The 17,296-nt window shown below is 55.7% G+C and carries 14 protein-coding genes; 8 read left to right on the plus strand and 6 right to left on the minus strand.

The annotated features are described in order from the left end of the window. The first annotated feature begins 145 nt into the window (after positions 1–145). Entirely contained in the window at positions 146–943 is a 798-nt protein-coding gene (locus GbCGDNIH8_RS08140) for an XRE family transcriptional regulator (RefSeq protein WP_072572821.1), read from the plus strand. Between the two features lie 102 nt (positions 944–1,045). Then, on the plus strand, positions 1,046–1,357 hold the full coding sequence (locus GbCGDNIH8_RS12920; RefSeq protein WP_157692597.1) for a hypothetical protein: 312 nt from the start codon (positions 1,046–1,048) through the stop codon (positions 1,355–1,357). 180 nt (positions 1,358–1,537) lie between these two features. Here the strand turns inward: GbCGDNIH8_RS12920 and GbCGDNIH8_RS08150 are convergent, their stop codons facing one another. Genes GbCGDNIH8_RS08150 through GbCGDNIH8_RS08155 form a run of 3 tightly spaced genes read right to left on the minus strand, consistent with a single transcriptional unit; the run spans position 1,538 to position 2,831 of the window. Beyond that, positions 1,538–2,272 (minus strand): restriction endonuclease, encoded by a 735-nt coding sequence (locus GbCGDNIH8_RS08150; protein ID WP_216634436.1) that lies wholly within the window; start codon positions 2,270–2,272, stop codon positions 1,538–1,540. Continuing rightward, a complete protein-coding gene (locus GbCGDNIH8_RS13120; protein WP_216634437.1) occupies positions 2,272–2,478 on the minus strand; it encodes a winged helix-turn-helix domain-containing protein in 207 nt (68 codons plus the stop codon). The genes GbCGDNIH8_RS08150 and GbCGDNIH8_RS13120 overlap by 1 nt, the downstream gene beginning before the upstream one ends. Beyond that, complete coding sequence (locus GbCGDNIH8_RS08155; RefSeq protein ID WP_253735989.1) at positions 2,475–2,831, minus strand: hypothetical protein; 357 nt, start codon at positions 2,829–2,831, stop codon at positions 2,475–2,477. The genes GbCGDNIH8_RS13120 and GbCGDNIH8_RS08155 overlap by 4 nt, the downstream gene beginning before the upstream one ends. A 208-nt stretch (positions 2,832–3,039) precedes the next feature. Here GbCGDNIH8_RS08155 and GbCGDNIH8_RS08160 point away from each other — a divergent pair, with 208 nt between their 5' ends. The 5 genes from GbCGDNIH8_RS08160 to GbCGDNIH8_RS08185 all read left to right on the plus strand — a co-directional run bounded on the left by GbCGDNIH8_RS08160 (position 3,040) and on the right by GbCGDNIH8_RS08185 (position 8,538). Further along, positions 3,040–3,654: an NAD(P)-dependent oxidoreductase gene (locus tag GbCGDNIH8_RS08160; RefSeq protein WP_072572823.1), complete on the plus strand. Its 615-nt coding sequence runs from the start codon at positions 3,040–3,042 to the stop codon at positions 3,652–3,654. 151 nt (positions 3,655–3,805) lie between these two features. Beyond that, positions 3,806–5,950, plus strand: coding sequence for a catalase (locus GbCGDNIH8_RS08165; protein WP_095206443.1), 2,145 nt, complete (start codon positions 3,806–3,808; stop codon positions 5,948–5,950). A gap of 63 nt (positions 5,951–6,013) precedes the next feature. Further along, the gene (locus GbCGDNIH8_RS08170; RefSeq protein WP_081368919.1) at positions 6,014–6,988 is read left to right on the plus strand and encodes an AIM24 family protein; all 975 of its coding nucleotides are present in this window, start codon (positions 6,014–6,016) and stop codon (positions 6,986–6,988) included. Positions 6,989–7,328: 340 nt separating this feature from the next. Further along, the gene (locus GbCGDNIH8_RS08180; protein ID WP_072572825.1) at positions 7,329–8,063 is read left to right on the plus strand and encodes a hypothetical protein; all 735 of its coding nucleotides are present in this window, start codon (positions 7,329–7,331) and stop codon (positions 8,061–8,063) included. A gap of 232 nt (positions 8,064–8,295) precedes the next feature. Continuing rightward, complete coding sequence (locus tag GbCGDNIH8_RS08185) at positions 8,296–8,538, plus strand: hypothetical protein (RefSeq protein ID WP_072572826.1); 243 nt, start codon at positions 8,296–8,298, stop codon at positions 8,536–8,538. A gap of 33 nt (positions 8,539–8,571) precedes the next feature. On the opposite strand, the gene GbCGDNIH8_RS08190 is transcribed toward GbCGDNIH8_RS08185, so the two are convergent. Next, positions 8,572–9,141: a recombinase family protein gene (locus tag GbCGDNIH8_RS08190; RefSeq protein ID WP_072572827.1), complete on the minus strand. Its 570-nt coding sequence runs from the start codon at positions 9,139–9,141 to the stop codon at positions 8,572–8,574. 582 nt (positions 9,142–9,723) lie between these two features. On the opposite strand from GbCGDNIH8_RS08190, the gene GbCGDNIH8_RS08200 reads away from it, so the two are divergent. Further along, the gene (locus GbCGDNIH8_RS08200) at positions 9,724–10,722 is read left to right on the plus strand and encodes a Hint domain-containing protein (RefSeq protein ID WP_301335575.1); all 999 of its coding nucleotides are present in this window, start codon (positions 9,724–9,726) and stop codon (positions 10,720–10,722) included. A gap of 53 nt (positions 10,723–10,775) precedes the next feature. On the opposite strand, the gene GbCGDNIH8_RS08205 is transcribed toward GbCGDNIH8_RS08200, so the two are convergent. Both GbCGDNIH8_RS08205 and GbCGDNIH8_RS08210 read right to left on the minus strand, forming a co-directional pair. Next, entirely contained in the window at positions 10,776–12,989 is a 2,214-nt protein-coding gene (locus tag GbCGDNIH8_RS08205) for an adhesin (RefSeq protein WP_157692598.1), read from the minus strand. A gap of 53 nt (positions 12,990–13,042) precedes the next feature. Further along, positions 13,043–17,164, minus strand: coding sequence for an AIDA repeat-containing protein (locus GbCGDNIH8_RS08210; RefSeq protein WP_253735991.1), 4,122 nt, complete (start codon positions 17,162–17,164; stop codon positions 13,043–13,045). Positions 17,165–17,296: the final 132 nt, after the last annotated feature.

The raw sequence follows: 17,296 nt of genomic DNA on the forward strand, positions 1-17,296 counted from the left end.
CGGACCGGGAGACAGGTAACGAAGCGGAAGGGGAATGTGACTCGACCATGCGGCGCATTAAAAACTTATGGGGTTAACCCCGTCAACACCGAAATAACTAAAACGGTGGTTTTCAACCCCTTTACGCTGTGCTACAGAGGCCGGTATGAGCCATCCATCCGATGCCCGGTCCCCACTTTCCTTCCCCACAGAAATGACAGTGGGCGAACGGATGCGACATGCCAGACTACAGCGCGGGTGGTCTCAGGACGCACTGGCGAAGGAGGCAGGAACCTCCCAGACCACGATCGACAAGATCGAGCGTAACCTGACCCAGCGCTCCCGCGCCCTGCCGCGTCTGGCGCAATGTCTGGGGGTGGATTTACTGACGCTGGATCCGGATTACCTCGGCGATTACCAGCCAGTCCCGCCGGGTATTGCAGCCCCCCCTTCGGTCATGAAGGCGGAGGCGCCACCCCCGCCCCCCGCGACGTTCCAGAGTCAGGCTCGCATCCCTGATCAGCCGATCCCGCCGCCGATCACGGGCTTTTCTCCCCGCAATGTGCCGGTTTTCGGCACGGCGCAGGGCGGGGCGCTGGGGGCGACGGGCCTGCCGGACAGTGCACAGGCGCTGGACTGGGCCCGGCTCCCCGCCCCCCTGACCGGTATTCCCGGCCTGTTCGCGCTGTATGTCGAGGGTGACAGCATGGAGCCATGGGTGGAGCATGGCCATCTGATCTACATCCACCCCACCCGCCCCGCCGCCCCGCGAGACCACGTCGTCGTGGTGGTGCAGGACGGAGAATACGATGAACCGCGCGCGCTGTTGAAACGCCTGGTGCGCCGCACCACCGGGCGGCTGGTGCTGCACCAGTACAACCCCGCCGGAGAGATCGAAATCGACGCGCGGACTGTCATGCGCATCTACCGTGTCATCCCGTGGAACGAGGTCGCCGGGGTTTAACCCCCCATCAAACTCTATTTAACACCTTTTGGTGTTGACGCAATGGGGTTAGAACAGTTAAACGGCCCGATATGTCCCGTTCCGTTTGACCGAGGTTTCACGATGCCCAGCTACCCCACCAGTGTGGAGGCGGAGTTCCACTGGTTCGATCATCAGGGTGATCCGCAGATCACGCCGCTGGAGATCCATGGCCGCCTCGATCCCGGCGCATGGCCGGACGAAAACGGCCAATCCTGTGCGCCCATTTTCGTCCCCACCCACATCACCGATGCCCGCACCGGCCACCCCCTGCCCATGACCGGCCCCCTCGCCCGCTTCGCCGATACACTCACCGAAGATTGGAGCGATCCACGGATGGATCGCATGCTCCGGCCGTTTGAGAGGACAGGAACGAGGGGGATGGTGGGGCGGTAAGACGAAAACAGAGATAAGTAGATCCTACCCCACACTGCATCCTCCATGACCCACAGAAATCCCTGCTCATATGCAGCATGAATATGTCGTTGGTTCCCTATCTGGAAGCGCAGGCGCTGCTCCCTTTCTGACTGAAGGCCCAGCCATGATGACGAAGACGGATCAGCTTATCCGTCCTGTTCATTCCGGATCGAAAAAGTCGATATCGATCTTCTTGACTGTGATCGTGCGGCTGACGCGGACACCGACACCGTGTTCAATCATCAGATCAGCCAGCGTTGTACCATCAATCAGAACAATGCGTTGTGTCAGATTGCGCACGAACTCGATTGCATGGGTGCTGAATGAGGAGGTTGTGAAGAACACGCCTTTCTGCGCACCACGACCGACCAGACTGCCAACAAAGGATTGCACGTCGGGACGACCAACGCTGTTATTGGCTACATAACGCTTGGCCTGCACATAAAGTCTATCCAGTCCGAGCTGGTCTTCGTTGATCACGCCATCAACGCCGCCATCCCCCGTACCGCCGAGACGTTGTGCGGCATCTTCGTGATTGCCGCCATAGCCCATCGCGACCAGAAGGTCGACAATCAATTGCTCGAAAAAAGCAGGGCTCTGATTCAGCACATGCTCCAGCAGGTTGGAGCGCAGCTCGGACATCAGTTCCTCATGCGCTGCCTCAACGCGTTCTTCCAGGGTCTGGTGCTCTGCATCAGTGGGAGAAGACAGAACAGGCGCTGCTCCCTGTTTGATATTATGCCCGACTTTTGCAGTGATAAAGCTGATGAAAGACGGATATTGCTCTAACAGAGTGCTCGTGATGCGTGGCGGATTGGTCGCAAGCAACTCCCGCCCTGCCGGTGTAATGGTAAATGCACCACGGTCTGGAGAAAACAGCAGACCCGCTTTCATCAGATAAGTTTGGCCCAGTGAACACGGTTGCACAGCAAGCGTTGCGTCACGCTCGGCAACATGGCGGCACGGTCCTCTGCGGACAGGGCCAGCTCATCGGCAATCATCTCAGCCAGCGCTGGCACGCGGCGTATCTCGGTTGCGGACAGACGCAGCACAGGGACCATCAAGGACTGATAATCAGGAACAGCCTTGGTGCTGGTCAAACCTCGTATCGGCATTCGGCGGGCGTCAGGCCAAGCTCCTTCTGAGCCTGCCATCTGGCTTCATCGCAATATATGATGGTGCAGTCTGGTAATTCTGCTTTCAAGGCCCGTGCGATTTCCAGACCGGCCGCTGTAAATCCTTCCAGATCAAATGGCGAACATTCCTCGGGCGGCAGGAAATCCTCGAAATCGTCAGCCCAATCCTCCCATTCCTGCAACCTGGTTTTCAGGTCACTGGAAATGGGCAGGTTGGCAAGGAGAATCATCTCTCCCTTGCTGCTCCACAGACAATGCGTCAGGTCACCGCCCATGACGATGTATTTGTCCGGTGGCAGAACCGGTGCGTCATTCATACCCTGCGGCCTCGTTGCGGTGCTGATGTTGATCCTGGAACCATATAAGCCATGGCAATAGAGCGTGAGACTGACCATACCGAGACCTCTGGTCAATCCGGGCGATCGGCGACAGAGGTCAGAGAGAAACCTCTTGCCGGTTCCTGTGCTCCACCCCACATCAGGAATGAAAGCACACTCATCAAGCCATTTTCCGGAACACTTTTCCATGTCCTCTATCGCTCTGCTCGGTGCCACCGGGAATGCCGGATCGCATATTCTGAAAGAGCTGTCTGATCGTGGCCATCGCGTGACAGCGATTGCGCGCAGCGTCTCTGCGGTCCCTCCCCTGCCCGGCGTTACCGCTGTTGCGGGAGATGCGGCAGACACTGAAACCATCGTGCCTCTGCTGCGCGGGCATGATGCGGTGATCAGCGCACTGCCTTTTTCCACAATTGACCCCACCCGGTTGCTGCGCGCGGTGCGGGAAGCAGGCATCAAACGCTATCTGGTGGTCGGCGGCGCGGGCAGTCTGGAGGCAGAGCCGGGCGTCAAGCTGATCGACCACCCCGATTTCCCGACTGAATATAAATTCGAGGCCTCACACGGGGTCGCGTTTCTCGATCTGCTCCGCAACACCGCCGATGATCTGGAATGGAGCTTCATATCCCCCTCCATCCTGTTCGGCCCCGGCGGGCGCACCGGTGTATTCCGCCTCGGCGGAGATCAGGTGCTGCGGCATGAGGGCGGTTCCTCCATCTCCTATGAGGATTACGCCATCGCGCTGGTCAATGAGCTGGAACACCCAGCCCATATCCGGCAGCGTTTTACGGTCGGGTACTGATCTCCTCTCTTTTTCGTGATGCCACCGGAGCGGCGGGGGCTGCGTTTCTGCTGTCGTGCACATGCCTCGCTGTTGCGGGCCGATCCGGCTCGTCTCCTCCCCTTGAACGGCAAGGCGCGGAACACGTTGAGAGATACAGGAGATCGCGTCCATGGCCCCTCCCACCCGTTCCTCCCGTCCGGCTTCCTCCCCTGCCTCTGTGTCTCCACCGCCTTCCGGTGGAGGCTGCCCCTTCCTGCACGGGCTGGGCGGGGAGCTTCATCAGCTTGCCGGAGAGAATAATCCGGTTTTAACGACGCAACAGGGCATCCCGGTCAGTGATGATCAGAATACGCTGCGTCTTGACGCAAGCGGACCTGCGCTGCTGGAGGATTTCCACTTCCGCGAGAAGATGTTCCATTTCGACCATGAGCGTATCCCGGAGCGCGTCGTGCATGCCCGCGGCTATGGCGCTCACGGCTTCTTCGAGCTGACCGACAGCCTGAGCGACGTCACCAGAGCCGACATCTTCCAGCGCAAGGGCGAGAAAACGCCCGTTTTCGTGCGCTTTTCCACTGTGGCGGGCAATAAGGGATCACCCGATCTGGCGCGTGATGTGCGTGGTTTCGCCATCAAATTCTACACAAAAGAAGGCAACTGGGATCTGGTCGGCAACAACATCCCGGTTTTCTTCATTCAGGATGCGATCAAGTTCCCTGACCTGATCCATGCCGCCAAAGAAGCCCCTGATCGCGCTTTTCCGCAGGCTCAGACCGCACATGACAATTTCTGGGACTTTATCTCCCTGATGCCGGAAGCAGTGCATATGGCGCTGTGGATCATGTCGGACCGCACCATTCCACGCTCCCTGCGCTTTATGGAGGGGTTTGGCGTGCATACGTTCCGCCTTGTGAATGCGGAAGGGCACTCGACCTATGTCAAATTCCATCTGAAGCCGAAGCTGGGCCTGCAATCCGTGGCCTGGAACGAGGCCGTGAAGATCAACGGCGCCGATCCGGATTTCCACCGCCGCGATTTATGGAGCGCCCTGAACAGCGGTGATTTCCCGGAATGGGAGGTGGGCGTTCAGCTTTTCGATGATGCCTTCGCAGATGCCTTTCCGTTCGACGTCCTGGATGCCACCAAGCTGATCCCGGAAGAAGATGTGCCCGTGCGCATCATCGGTCGCCTGGTGCTGAACCGTCCGGTGGACAATTTCTTCGCCGAGACCGAACAGGTCGCATTCTGCACCCAGAATGTCGTGCCGGGCATCGACTTCACAAATGATCCTCTGTTACAGGGGCGTAATTTCTCCTATCTGGACACGCAACTGAAGCGGCTGGGCGGGCCGAATTTCACGCATATTCCGATCAATGCGCCCCATGTGCCGGTGCAGAATTTCCAGCAGGACGGCCACATGGCGATGCGCAACCCCAAAGGCCGCGCCAATTATGAGCCGAACAGCTGGGGAGCCGAAGGGGGGCCTCGCGAAGACCCTCAACGCGGCCATACCAGCTTTCCCGCGCAGGAAAGCGGCGAAAAGCGCCGTGCCAGGCCGGAGAAATTCGCCGATCATTACAGTCAGGCGCGCCAGTTCTATCTCAGCCAGACCCCGATCGAGCAACGGCATATCGCGGATGCCTTCACCTTTGAACTCAGCAAGGTGGAGACACCAGCCATCCGCGCGCGGATGGTCGGACATCTGCGGCTGGTGGATGAGGCTCTGGCCGATGCGGTGGCAGGCGGGTTGGGGTTGAAGGCTTTACCGGATGCTCCCAAACCGGCACGGGCGCCGCTCACCGACCTGCCTCCCTCTGCAGCACTCAGTATCATCGCGAATGGCCCGCAGCGTTTCGAGGGCCGCAAACTCGGCATCCTCGCCAGCGACGGCGCTGATGCTGCATTGCTGGAAGCGCTGGTGCAGGCGGTCGACAAGGAAGGGGCGCAACTGGAACTGATCGCCCCGACCGTCAGCGGCATCACCGACAGCAAAGGTGTCTCCCACGAGGCCCAACAGCGTGTGGAGGGCGGTCCCTCGGTCCTGTATGACGCGGTGGCTGTGCTGCTTTCTGCCGAGGGCGCGGCGCTGCTGTCGCAAAAACCGGAAGCCCGGGATTTCGTCAGCGACGCCTTTGCTCATGCAAAGTTCATTGCTTTCACAAAGGAGGCCGAGACCTTGCTGGAAGCCGCCGGGATAAAACCCGCTTTGCGGGATAAAGGGTTCGTCAGACTGGAAAAACCTGGCGATGCAGCGGGGTTCCTCAAGACATGTGGTGCCCTTCGGTTCTGGGAACGGGAGGCGAAGAAGCCGGCTTGAAGCAGGGACGTTACTAAGGGGATCAGGAAGCGGCTCCGGAAGGGGCCGCTTCTTTGATTCAACATGAAAAAAAGGTTATTCTATATTTACTTTATTTTGAAGAAATTATTGTCCATATGGAACGGAACACATCGAAGTAATCCAAAAATCGAAATGACAGGGTTGCCAATGTCAACGTTTTTTCAGACATCTTTTGGATCGGCAGAACCAGAGGCGACAAGGACCACAGACTTCGATTTCGAGATTATGGGACATGAAATGCAATATGTCCTGATCAATCTTGCACCAGGCATGTCCGCAATTGCCGAAGCAGGGGCCATGATCTTTAAGGATGCCGCCATACAGATGGAAACTGTATTCGGCGATGCATCCTCGCCATCGGACAGTCTGTGGGAAAAAATTGCGAATGCAGGCAAGCGTATTCTTGGCGGAGCCACTGTCTTTTCAACTGTCTTTACGAATGCAGATCCGGTTCATGTTTCGAGGGTAGCCTTCACCGCACCTGTACCCGGGAAAATTATCCCCCTTCGACTAGCGGATTTTGGTGGCACAATCATATGCCATAAGGAATCGTTTCTGTGCGCTCAACGCGGTGCACATATTAGTATTGCGTTTCGACAGAACATTTTGACCGGCTTTTTTGGCGGTGAAGGTTTTATTCTTCAAAAAATTGACGGCTCTGAGTGGGCTTTCATTCATTCTGGCGGGAACATATACGAACGGGATCTGGAAGAGAATGAAGAAATTCATGTCCACCCAGGGTCTATCGCCGCCTTTACGCAAAGTATTCATTTTGACGTTACACCCGTCAGTGGCATCAAATCAAAGTTCTTTGGTGGACAGGGCTTTTTCTTTGCGCGTCTGACCGGCCCAGGCCGGGTCTGGCTTCAAAGCCTGCCTTTTTCACGCATGGTGGCAGCCATGTCGACAGGCGTTACAGCTGGGGTGGCTGTTTCAGGCACAACATTCGAAAATGATAAGCCAACGGATAACAATACGATGCCGTTATCTGACAATGATAGTTCCGACTGGCGATAAACTGCAGGCCCCCGTCCTTCCGCCACCTTATAAACCGCATTCTTGTCACGTTTTCCAACAGTGATGGCGACCACCGGAACTCTGTCATCATAGACCTGATAAACCAACCGCTACCCAACATCGCGCAGTTTGATTTTTATATCTGCCCATATTCCCAAAAAGCTGAGGAGACTGGGGAAATAAAAAGTTTTGTCGCCTGCCATACCCATCATCCCATCTGCCTCGACACTGTGTACACCCCCTCCGCTCATCCTCCTCCAGACACACTCTCCCTCTTGCCACTCCCGCCCCGGTTTGGTCTGTTGCACGCGAAGAAGCCATTGCCGGAACCAGACTGACCATGAATGCCAGAACACGCCGCTATCGCCACCGCCCGCTGCTGCTGACTGTCTGCGGAATCATGGCGGCCTCTGTCACGGTGCGGCCTGCTCTGGTTCAGGCGGCTTCCCCGCCGGCCTACACACCCCCGCCATTGCCTTCCCCTCCGCCTGCTGACACCGCGAAAACGGCAGAGAAGCCGACCGATTATCTCGGCCTGCCCGGCCCGATCCTGCTGGGGAAAAAGCTGTACCATCTGGTGTGGAGTGCCCACCCTACCGCCGCCTATGTCAAGCAGGAATACATCCCAGCCGACGAAACCGTCACCCATTACGACAGCATGCTCCTGATCGAGCGCATCAGCGGACCGATGACGGTCGAGCAATCCGTCAATCTGATGGCCCTTCAGCTTCAGAGCCGAAAGACTCACGATCCGCTCACACGGCTGACAGTGGTGAATAATCAGGAAACCGGCGACACCATGCTGGACTTCGTCATCAGTGGCGAAACCAGGGAAGGCCCCATCGTCGAGTGGAATGCCTATCGCTATGCCCCACTGAGCAAGGATGGCGGCGTCGTGCTGCTCGGACTGAGCCGCCGCGCCTACGGCAAGGACGGGCTGACCACGTTCATGAGCAAACTGTCCGACACCAGACAGGAGGGGCTGGATCTGCTCACCACTACTCCCATGCCGCAACCGCATGAACCGCCGCCTCCGCCGCCCGCACCGGCGAAAGGGGCAGAGAAAAAAAGCTGAGCCAGCTCTCCTTCTATGACTTTCCTATTCCGGCAAGGCGGGCATGGCATGGAAACCCTATGCCCGCCTGGATACCGTCAGGAAGGCGCAGGACGCATCCGTCCCCGCGCATGATCCATGATGGAGCCAACATGACCGGGTTTTCCTTTCAGCACACCCTGCCCTCCTTCTGCCCCGGCCCGGACTGCGTGGTCTGAGCTTTCATACGCACCGGAAAAGGACCAGCCTGATCATGGGCAATATCAGTCACAGTGACACCAGACAGTTCATCGTCGGCCATGACAGCAAGGGACGATGGGTGGTGTGCGATCAGCGCGGAGCCGTCGGGGGTATTTTCAGGAATCGTGACTCCGCGCTCAGCTTCGCCAGAAGCGAAACCGGCCATCATCCTCACGCTGTCTTCTGCGCACCGGATCATCTGGTGATGGATTTCTTCAGCACCATCAGCCACTCTTCCTCGCCCCCGGAAGGCTGACCTCCGCCAGCCCTTTCCAGGGAGGCTGCGGAGTCAGGCAGCCACCCGGGAAATGGAACTGACGCTGACGCAATATTCTTCCGCCAGACGCCGCAGAGACTCGCCCGCCTGACGTCGGCGGCGAATATCCACCTTCTGCTCCTCCGACAGCTTTGGCGGACGCCCCATGCGGATGCCCAGGGCAACCGACCGCGCCCGCCCCTCTGCCGTGCGGATGCGGATCAGATCACGCTCCACATCCGCAAGGCCGCCCAGAACTGCCAGCATCAGACGCCCGGTGCTGGTTGAGGTATCCGCCCACGGCTCGGCAAGGGACAAAAACTGTGCGCCCTTCCGTGTAATCTCTCGCACCATCGCGAACAGGTCGAACGTGCTGCGGGCCAGGCGGTCAATCCGCGTGACCACAACAGTATCACCAGAGCGCAGAAACCGCAGCATCCGGTGCAGTTCCTCCCGGCTTGCGTCAGCACCGCTGGCTTTTTCCATGAAAATCCGGTGACAGCTGAACGCTGTCAGCTGGGCGATCTGAACATCCAGTGTCTGGCCAATTGTACTTACCCGTGCGTAACCAATTTTGCGGCCCGTCAGCTTTTTTTCAATCATTTACGTGTGAATTCGGGAAAGCTTGTCTCTAGGCATGTATCGAAATTCGTGATTTTTTCAAGGATTTCAGGGTAGCATTTACTTGCTTTTTCCATCTCATAAATGATTTTGCAGGCAATGGTGTATATATTTTTAATCAAAAGTAGAATAGTGGTTGACTTTATATCAAAATTAATTTATCTTTTTTATGATATCAAAAATCACGAATTTTGCATCAATGGAATGAAAATGATTTTTGGTATCAATGCTACATTGAGGATGAAAATTCATAACATAAATTTAAATATCGGGTGTCAAATGTGTTCTATTTTGATTTTTAAAATTTAATTTGTATTTTTCTTTGTTTTTATTATTTCAAAAAATTGATGAAACAAATTTTTATTTTTTCACTGTATGTTTTAACAATATTCCAGATCTATCTTGGTTCTGGCAGCAGAAAATGGTTGCTCCCTCTTGAATGATGATCACGCTTTTTATTCTCTCGATGTCCCTGACATAGGCTGTATGCCTAAAAAGTTCTCTCCGGCAGACATAACCGGAAGAGAGCCATGCAATGTGGCAGCCAGCATTCTCAAGGGAAACATGATCCTGACCACGAAGGGAGAAGTTCCCGTGGAGCAGTTTGATCAGGGTGTCCCCGTGGTTAATGCGTCCCATTGCTGGACCAGATTTCAACGTACCATGGCCAATGTGATCCTGCCTGATGCCATGGCTGGTTATCCTGTCCGTATTCTGCCCCATGCGATAGCGGACCATGTCCCTGTCCGCACCACTTTCGTGACCCCTGACCAGTGCCTGATTATTGATGGGCATCCCATTCCAGTCCGCACTCTGGTAAACGGAAGGAGCATTGCCTATGATCGCACATACAGCGAATACGATGCCTATACGCTTGTGACAGAGCAGTATACGCCGATTGTGGTGAATGGGATTCCCATGATGTCGGCTGCGGTCATTAACAGACAGTCACGCTTCAGGACACAGGAAGGGCAGCAGGATGGGGTGTTCTCTTTTCCCACTCCAATAGCTGCAAACGCCAAAGCTCATATCACAACAGAGCGTGCCGTTGTAGAACCAATTTTTCACCGGCTTCGCCAACGCTCCAGAATACACGGCATTGGCCGTACCCTGTTTCGGCCGGTTCTGACCCATGACCCGGCTTTTTATTTGCTCGGAACGGATGACAGGCCCATCCCTCCTTTGTTCAATAAGAGAGAAGGCTGGGAGGAATTTCTGCTTCCGCCAGGAGTTTCCAGTGTGCGTCTGCTATCCCGTACCAGCAGGCCGTGTGAATCGATCGGCCCCTTTGTGGATGACCAGCGTCTGTTCGGCGTGCAGGTAGGGGAAATTACCCTGACAGAAAACAGTTGCTGCCGTCCCGTCACCAGCCATCTGACCGAAGCCAGTCTGCCGGGATGGCACGATAACGCCCTCTCCTCGGCACGCTGGACACAGGGAGACGCACTTCTGAATCTTACGGAACGGCAATCAAATACCACCGGTTTCCTGGCGATCCGCCTGCTGGCGGGTGGCCCTTATGTCATCGGCGAACGCGACCTGAGCACGACCTCATGCCTGTAAACCGTCATGCACATAAGGGTTGAAGAAACATCAGACAGACATGGTTTGATGTCTCAGCCAAACTCGCTCCGGAACAGAAACGGTACATCTTCCAGCGTGATGTGAGTATTGTCCGGCAGAGTGAAATGCACATTTCCGTCGGCGTCTGGCCGCATCGTCATGTAGGCAGTATTCACCTGCTGTTCCGAGAAGCCGTTGAAGACCAGACGATCAACCCCTTTCACAAAACCGCTGATCGTATCGGAACCACCTCCACGGCCATTGGTAAAAGCAAAAATATCGACAGCATTCATTCCAACACTGCCAGCCATCAGTGCATTGCCGGTTCCTGCAAACATCACCGTACCCGACGCCCAATATCCGCTGAGGGTTGTATTACCCGATCCCGCCTGCAGAACATTACCTGCCCCATGGGATCTCAGGATATCTCCATCACCACCGCCGAATACAGTGCTGTTTCTGGTGACATCAATTACGTTCGATCCGGCACTACCACCAAAATAAGTGCCGTTGGTGCCACCCTGAACCGTGATGTTGCCACTGCCGCCCTGGATCGTATCACGGCTTCCATTGCCGCCGAAGTAAGTCAGCGTTGCACCGCTCTGACCAAAAGCCAGCATAGTACCGGCATTGCCTGAATACAGCTCAGCCTTGCTTCCAGAACCAAGCAGCACCAAAGCACTGCCTGAGCTATTGCCGGCATAGGTGAGGCTACCAGCCGTACCGAACATGGTGGAGGCACCATCTGCACCAGCAATGGTATTGCTGCCTCCCATACTGATGAATACTGGCGATGATTTACCCTGTGCGGTAAAAAACCGTGCGCCGTCTCCGGCTCCGATCACCGTATTGACGCCTGCATAGGCAAAAATGGTATCGGAACCATTACTCCAGAGGGAATTTTCCTGCCCGCTCATACTGACAGCTGTACCGCCATGTCCAGTCATGAGCAGATTATGATTGGCAGACGCCAGAATCGAGTCCTGACCTTTTCCCCCGAAAATAGTGGTGTAGCCTGCACCATCCTCGAAGAAAGTGGCGCCTCTGCCGCCGAGCAGGATATCTCCCTGACCGCTGGCATACAGATATCCGCCACCAGAACCGCTGGCCAGCGTATCCGCACCTGCACCACCGGTAATCGTATCCTTTCCTGCACCGCCCGCCAAATATTGTGGCAGAGCCGTATTCAATTTTACATACACAGGTGCCGTCTCATTTTTCAGCACCAGACTGATCGACGCTGGAGCCGTACCACCAACGGTGGGGAGGAACGCCAGATTTGTCAGCGCTGAAGACACATCTGTAGCCAGTCCGGACACGATATAGGTTTTGCCGTCGGCACTCAGATCTCCGGTACCAAGATTGGCATAGGTTCCGACAAAAGACGGATTCAGGCTGAACTGCGCCGTCACCCGCGTCTCATCAGCATAGCCGTACAGAGTGATGGCATCTGTAAAAGGATGAATACCGCTGGCTGTATAAATCTGCGTTCCACCGGCACCATCATTCTGCGCCAGCAATACCTGTCCCGCAAAACTATTGCTGGCAAAATTAAAATAGGTAGAGCTTGTTCCGGCAACAACCTTTACTAAACCGGCTCGGCTGGTCTGTATGACAGATGCGCTGTTCACGTAACTCATGCTGGCCAGATCAATCGCATCATCCGTGCTGAACCCGCTGATGACGGTGTTTGACACATCCACGGCCTGATCAAGAATAGTCAGGGTTCCGCTGCCATTTCCTGTGAATGTCAGAGTACCACTCAGCCAGCCCGCGCTTGCTACAGATATTTTTCCAGTACCATTGATGACGGCATTGGCACCGATACTGTTCTTCCTGATCACCATCTGACCGCCAGACGTCAGGACTGTACCGCTGGCAACACCGCCACTATCAACAATCTGTTGTGCTGTATCAGCCGCGACAACGGTGTTGGTAGCAAGACCATAAGTATATTGCTTGCCACCGGAGCTAATCTGCGTTCCATCAGCAAGACCCGAGTACAAGATCGTTTGTGTACCCGCATCGCCAATGACCGTGCCACTGACTCGGCCACCCCAATTGACGACCTGCGCACCGCCATTGATCACTGTCAGGTCTGCAATGCCACCCGACGCGACTGTCATGGTACCTGAACTATTGAGAGACGTGCTGGTAACAATTCCATTCACAATAGCTGTATCATACTGAATGGCAGAGAGGCTCCCGCTCTGACCAATCACAAGACCTGACGAACTTACACCCGATGAGATGCTGATAAGAGCCATTATTATGTTCTCGGTAAAATTTATGCATATAACCAATCATATGAACCGGACTCTTATCCGAACTGGTTCCGACTGAGCTCAGTCACGCCGACCAGCGTGATCTGCGTGTTATCGGTCAACGTGAAGTGCATATTGCCGGACCCGTCCACGCTCTTCGTCGCGTAGGACGCATCAACCTGTTCACCAGAGAAACCATTCAGGACCATGTGATCCGTACCAGCCGTGAAACCACTGATCGTGTCAGAGCCTCCGGCCTGACCATTGGCAAAGGCAAAGATATCAACTGACGCGCTATTCGTACTGCCGATCATCAGATCATTGCCCGTGCCAGCGAACATCACAGTGCCGTCAGCACCACCGCCATTCAGCGTCGTGTTGCCGCCGGCGGCCTGCAACACATTCCCACTCCCTGTCGCGGTCAGAACATCGCCATTCCCACCACCAAACACCAGACTGTGCCCGGCAACAGAGATCTGATTCGAACCCACGGTCCCACCAAAATATGTCCCATTGATGCCATTATTCACCATGATGCTGCCATTGCCGCCCTGGATCGTGTCAGCGCCTCCGCCCCCCGTGTAGAACAGCGCGGCTCCGCTCTGACCGAAAGCCAGCAGGCCACCAGCCGCACCGCCGAACAGATTGGACGTGCTGCCGGCACCCGTTACGATAAACCCGCCCCCATTCCCAGCCGCATAGGTCAGGGTGCCAGCCGTGCCAAACAGGGTCGAGGCACCATCACCACCAAGAATGGTGCTGGCGCCGCCAGCCCCAATGAACATCACGCCGGAAGACCCGCCAGAAATCGTCGCGTTCGAGCCACCCGCACCAATCACTGTATTTGCACCGGCAGAGACCGCGACATTGTCCGCGCCATAGCTCCACAGCGAATTACCGCGCGCTCTCAGATAGACGGTGGAACCGCCAGCCCCGGTCATAACCAGATTGCTACCCGCCGCAGCATCGATCGTATCATGACCACGCCCCCCGAAGATCGTCGCCGTACCGGCACCATCATGGAACAGCGTTGATCCCTTTCCACCGATCAACAGATCACCACTGCCAACCGCCTGCAACACACCACCACCGGAACCGCTGGCAAGCGTATCATTACCAGAACCGCCAATGATCGTGTCCGCCGCCGCACCACCAGCAAGGTACTGGTTCAGCGAAGTGTTCAGTTTCAGCACAACCGGTGCTGTTTCGTTTTTCAGAATTACCCGCACAGAAGATGGAGTAGAACTGCTGGATGAAGGCTGGAACCCAAGAGTCTGCAAAGCTGACAATATATCTGACGCCGTTCCCGAAACGCTGTAGCTGCTTCCATCCGCACTGACCGCGCCACTGCCGAGATTCGAGAAGCTGCCAGCATAACCAGACCCAAATCCGAATACAGTTGACAGAGTTCCACCGGATGATGTGCCGGTCAAACTGACCTGCTTCATCAACTGGGCATATCCGGTCGGCTCTGGTGTAGGAGTGGGGGTCGGGGTGGGTTGAGCATCCGATATATAAAGGAGCGTGCTGTTATCAGTATCCTGTTTTATCTGGATTGTCTGGCTGCTGGCGAAATTGAGCGTGTATGAAGAAGCATATGGATTTTCAATCAGCACCCTTCCCCCAGATTGCTTGACACTGGTATTATTGCTGTAGCGAAGCCAGGCCAGGTCAATCTGGTCATCACTTTTAAATCCGCTGATCACCACACCGGAGAGAGAGGTGCGGTAATCCAGAATCTTCAAAGTACCACTGCCGACATCACTGAATATCAGGGATCCGCTCAGTGTACCGCCACTGGAGACGGTGACAGTTCCCTGATCAGCAATCAGGTCATTGACCGCTGTTCCTTCAACAAACTGTATACCGCCTGAACTGATGGTCGTATTACTGACCACACTCCCCGCGTTAACAAACTGATAGCCGGCAGAATGAAGGGTGACACCGGTCGCATAACCACCGGATGAAACAAACTGGGTACCGGAATCATTTACCATCGTGCCAACGGCGGAACCGCCAGACTCGACAACCTGATAAGCGGAAGAATTGATTGTTGTATTCTCTGCGATACCACTGGCAGAAATGTACTGTTGAGCATTGGGCATCAGTATCGTGCCAGTTGCGTAGCCTCCCGACACAACAGTCTGCCGACCGTATTGATTCACTGTCGTCTCAGTGGCGCTGCCAGAAGCAGAAACAATCTGCGTTCCACCACGGCTTATGGTGGTACTGGCAGCAATCCCCCCCGACATAACCACCTGTGTTCCACCACCCAGGATTGTGGTCAGGCTGGCAATACCAGCAGCAGAAATACTCTGTTTTCCACTCCCATAAATCTGGGCACTGATTGCAGTCCCGCCTGCCAGAATGGTCTCCTGACCACCAGAGTTGATGAATGAGCCGCTCGCAACGCCCCCGGAAGAGACAATCTGCATGCCATAGACTTCATCACTGCTGGCAACACCACCAGACAGCACAGTCTGCGTACCACCAGACATAAGCCATGTAGAGTTAAGGACACCACCATCGGCAACAGTCTGATTGGCGCCAGAACTGACATAGACCTGAAATGTACTTCCACCGCTGACAACAGTCTGAAGGCCACCGGCGCTGACATTCACGCTATAAGCTACACCGCCGCCGAGCACATCCTGACGACCGCCGGACAAAATGGCAGCACCGAAATAATAGCCCCAGCCCCCCGCACTGCCGGACGCGGTGGAAACAGCGACCCGACGTCCGTCATGAGCACCGGATAAAACAGTCTGCAAGCCACCGGCTCCAATCGTCGTGGAAGCCGTCTCGCCTCCGGCAGAGAGTATCTGCTCACCACCAAAGTTGACCAGTGCACTGACAGCATACCCCCCCGTAGAGACAACCTGCGTGCCACCGGATGCAATCAGCGCTGCGATTGTTTTGCCACCCGATGAAACCTCCTGCCTGCCACCGGCCAGAATCGTTGCACCCCCGCCGGCAGGCGGATTTCCCACCAGGTCAACGACGGAATCACTATAACGCCATCCACCATCGCTACCGCCAGCCAGAATGATCTGGATACCGCCAGCACTGATGGTTGCGCCATACGCATTGCCCCCGCTGACAACCTGGCTGCCACCGTCCAGAATCATCGCGCCACTCAGTGGATTATTGCCACCGGAAGACGCATTGGAATTCCACTGGATACCATCCCGGCCTCCGTTCCAGACAATCTCGGTTCCACCGGAACTGATGATTGTCCCAAGCGCAGTGCCAACTGTATTGAACAGGCTGACGGCTGAAGAAGCCAATCCTGACAGATTCAGGACACCGCCGGCGCTGATCGTTGTACCCGTGACATACCCACTCAAAACAAGCTGTGAGCCGCCAGAATTCAGCAACGTCGCGGAAGCCGACGCACCATCCAGCACCAACTGCATACCGCCGTTCGCCAGCACAGTGCCTGTTGCGGTCGCCCCGGATGAGAGCAACTGGAACGCCGAAATCTGCAAGGAAAAATCATGAGCGGCCGCCCCGCTCCCCAGAATCTGATACCCGCCGCTGCCGAACACTGTATTGCTGATGATTGCGCCGGAAGAGACAAACTGCCTCCCCCCCGCACTCACCACCGTGCCGGATGCCGTGCCTCCGGAAAACACAACCTGCGTGCCACTGGAAACCAGCACTGTGTCTGTCGCTGTGGTGCCAACCGAGACAGCTTGAAAGGCCAGCGTATCAATCAAAACACCGCTTGTCTGGGCCCCGCTGACCAGAATCTGGATACCGCTGGTGCCGAAAACCGTGTCACTGACAACAGCGCCAGACACTAATATCTGCGTACCACCTGAACTCAGCGTCGTATGCGAGGCAACCCCGCCAAAGCCGACAAGCTGTGCAGCATTTTCTCCCGCCAGGATAGTGTCCTGTGCGGTTCCACCGCCATAGACGACTTGCGTGCCACCACCGCTGACAAGCGTATCGCCGGCAATGCCTCCATTTTCAATCCTCTGCGTGCCTCCACTCTTCACGAGGGTTCCGCTGGCTGTGCCCCCGCTCAACACCTCCATGATTCCCAGCGGGTTCAGCGTGGTGCTGATGGCAGTACCGCTGACATTCAGCAGATCAGCTTGACTGCCCCCTGCAGAGTTACCGATCGTCAGGCCGCTTGAAGTCGTTCCAAAAGAAATATTGGTAGTGGTCATTAATTATTACATTCAATCTTGCTGTCGTTCAAGGAACGTCCAAGCCTGCCAAACGGTCAAACGCTACGGATTTTTTGCCTAATAAACTTTTTTACGCAATCTTTTTGTTTTTTAATCGTTTTGATTAATTGT

Source organism: Granulibacter bethesdensis, assembly GCF_001889545.1.
GTDB classification, from domain to species: domain Bacteria; phylum Pseudomonadota; class Alphaproteobacteria; order Acetobacterales; family Acetobacteraceae; genus Granulibacter; species Granulibacter bethesdensis_B.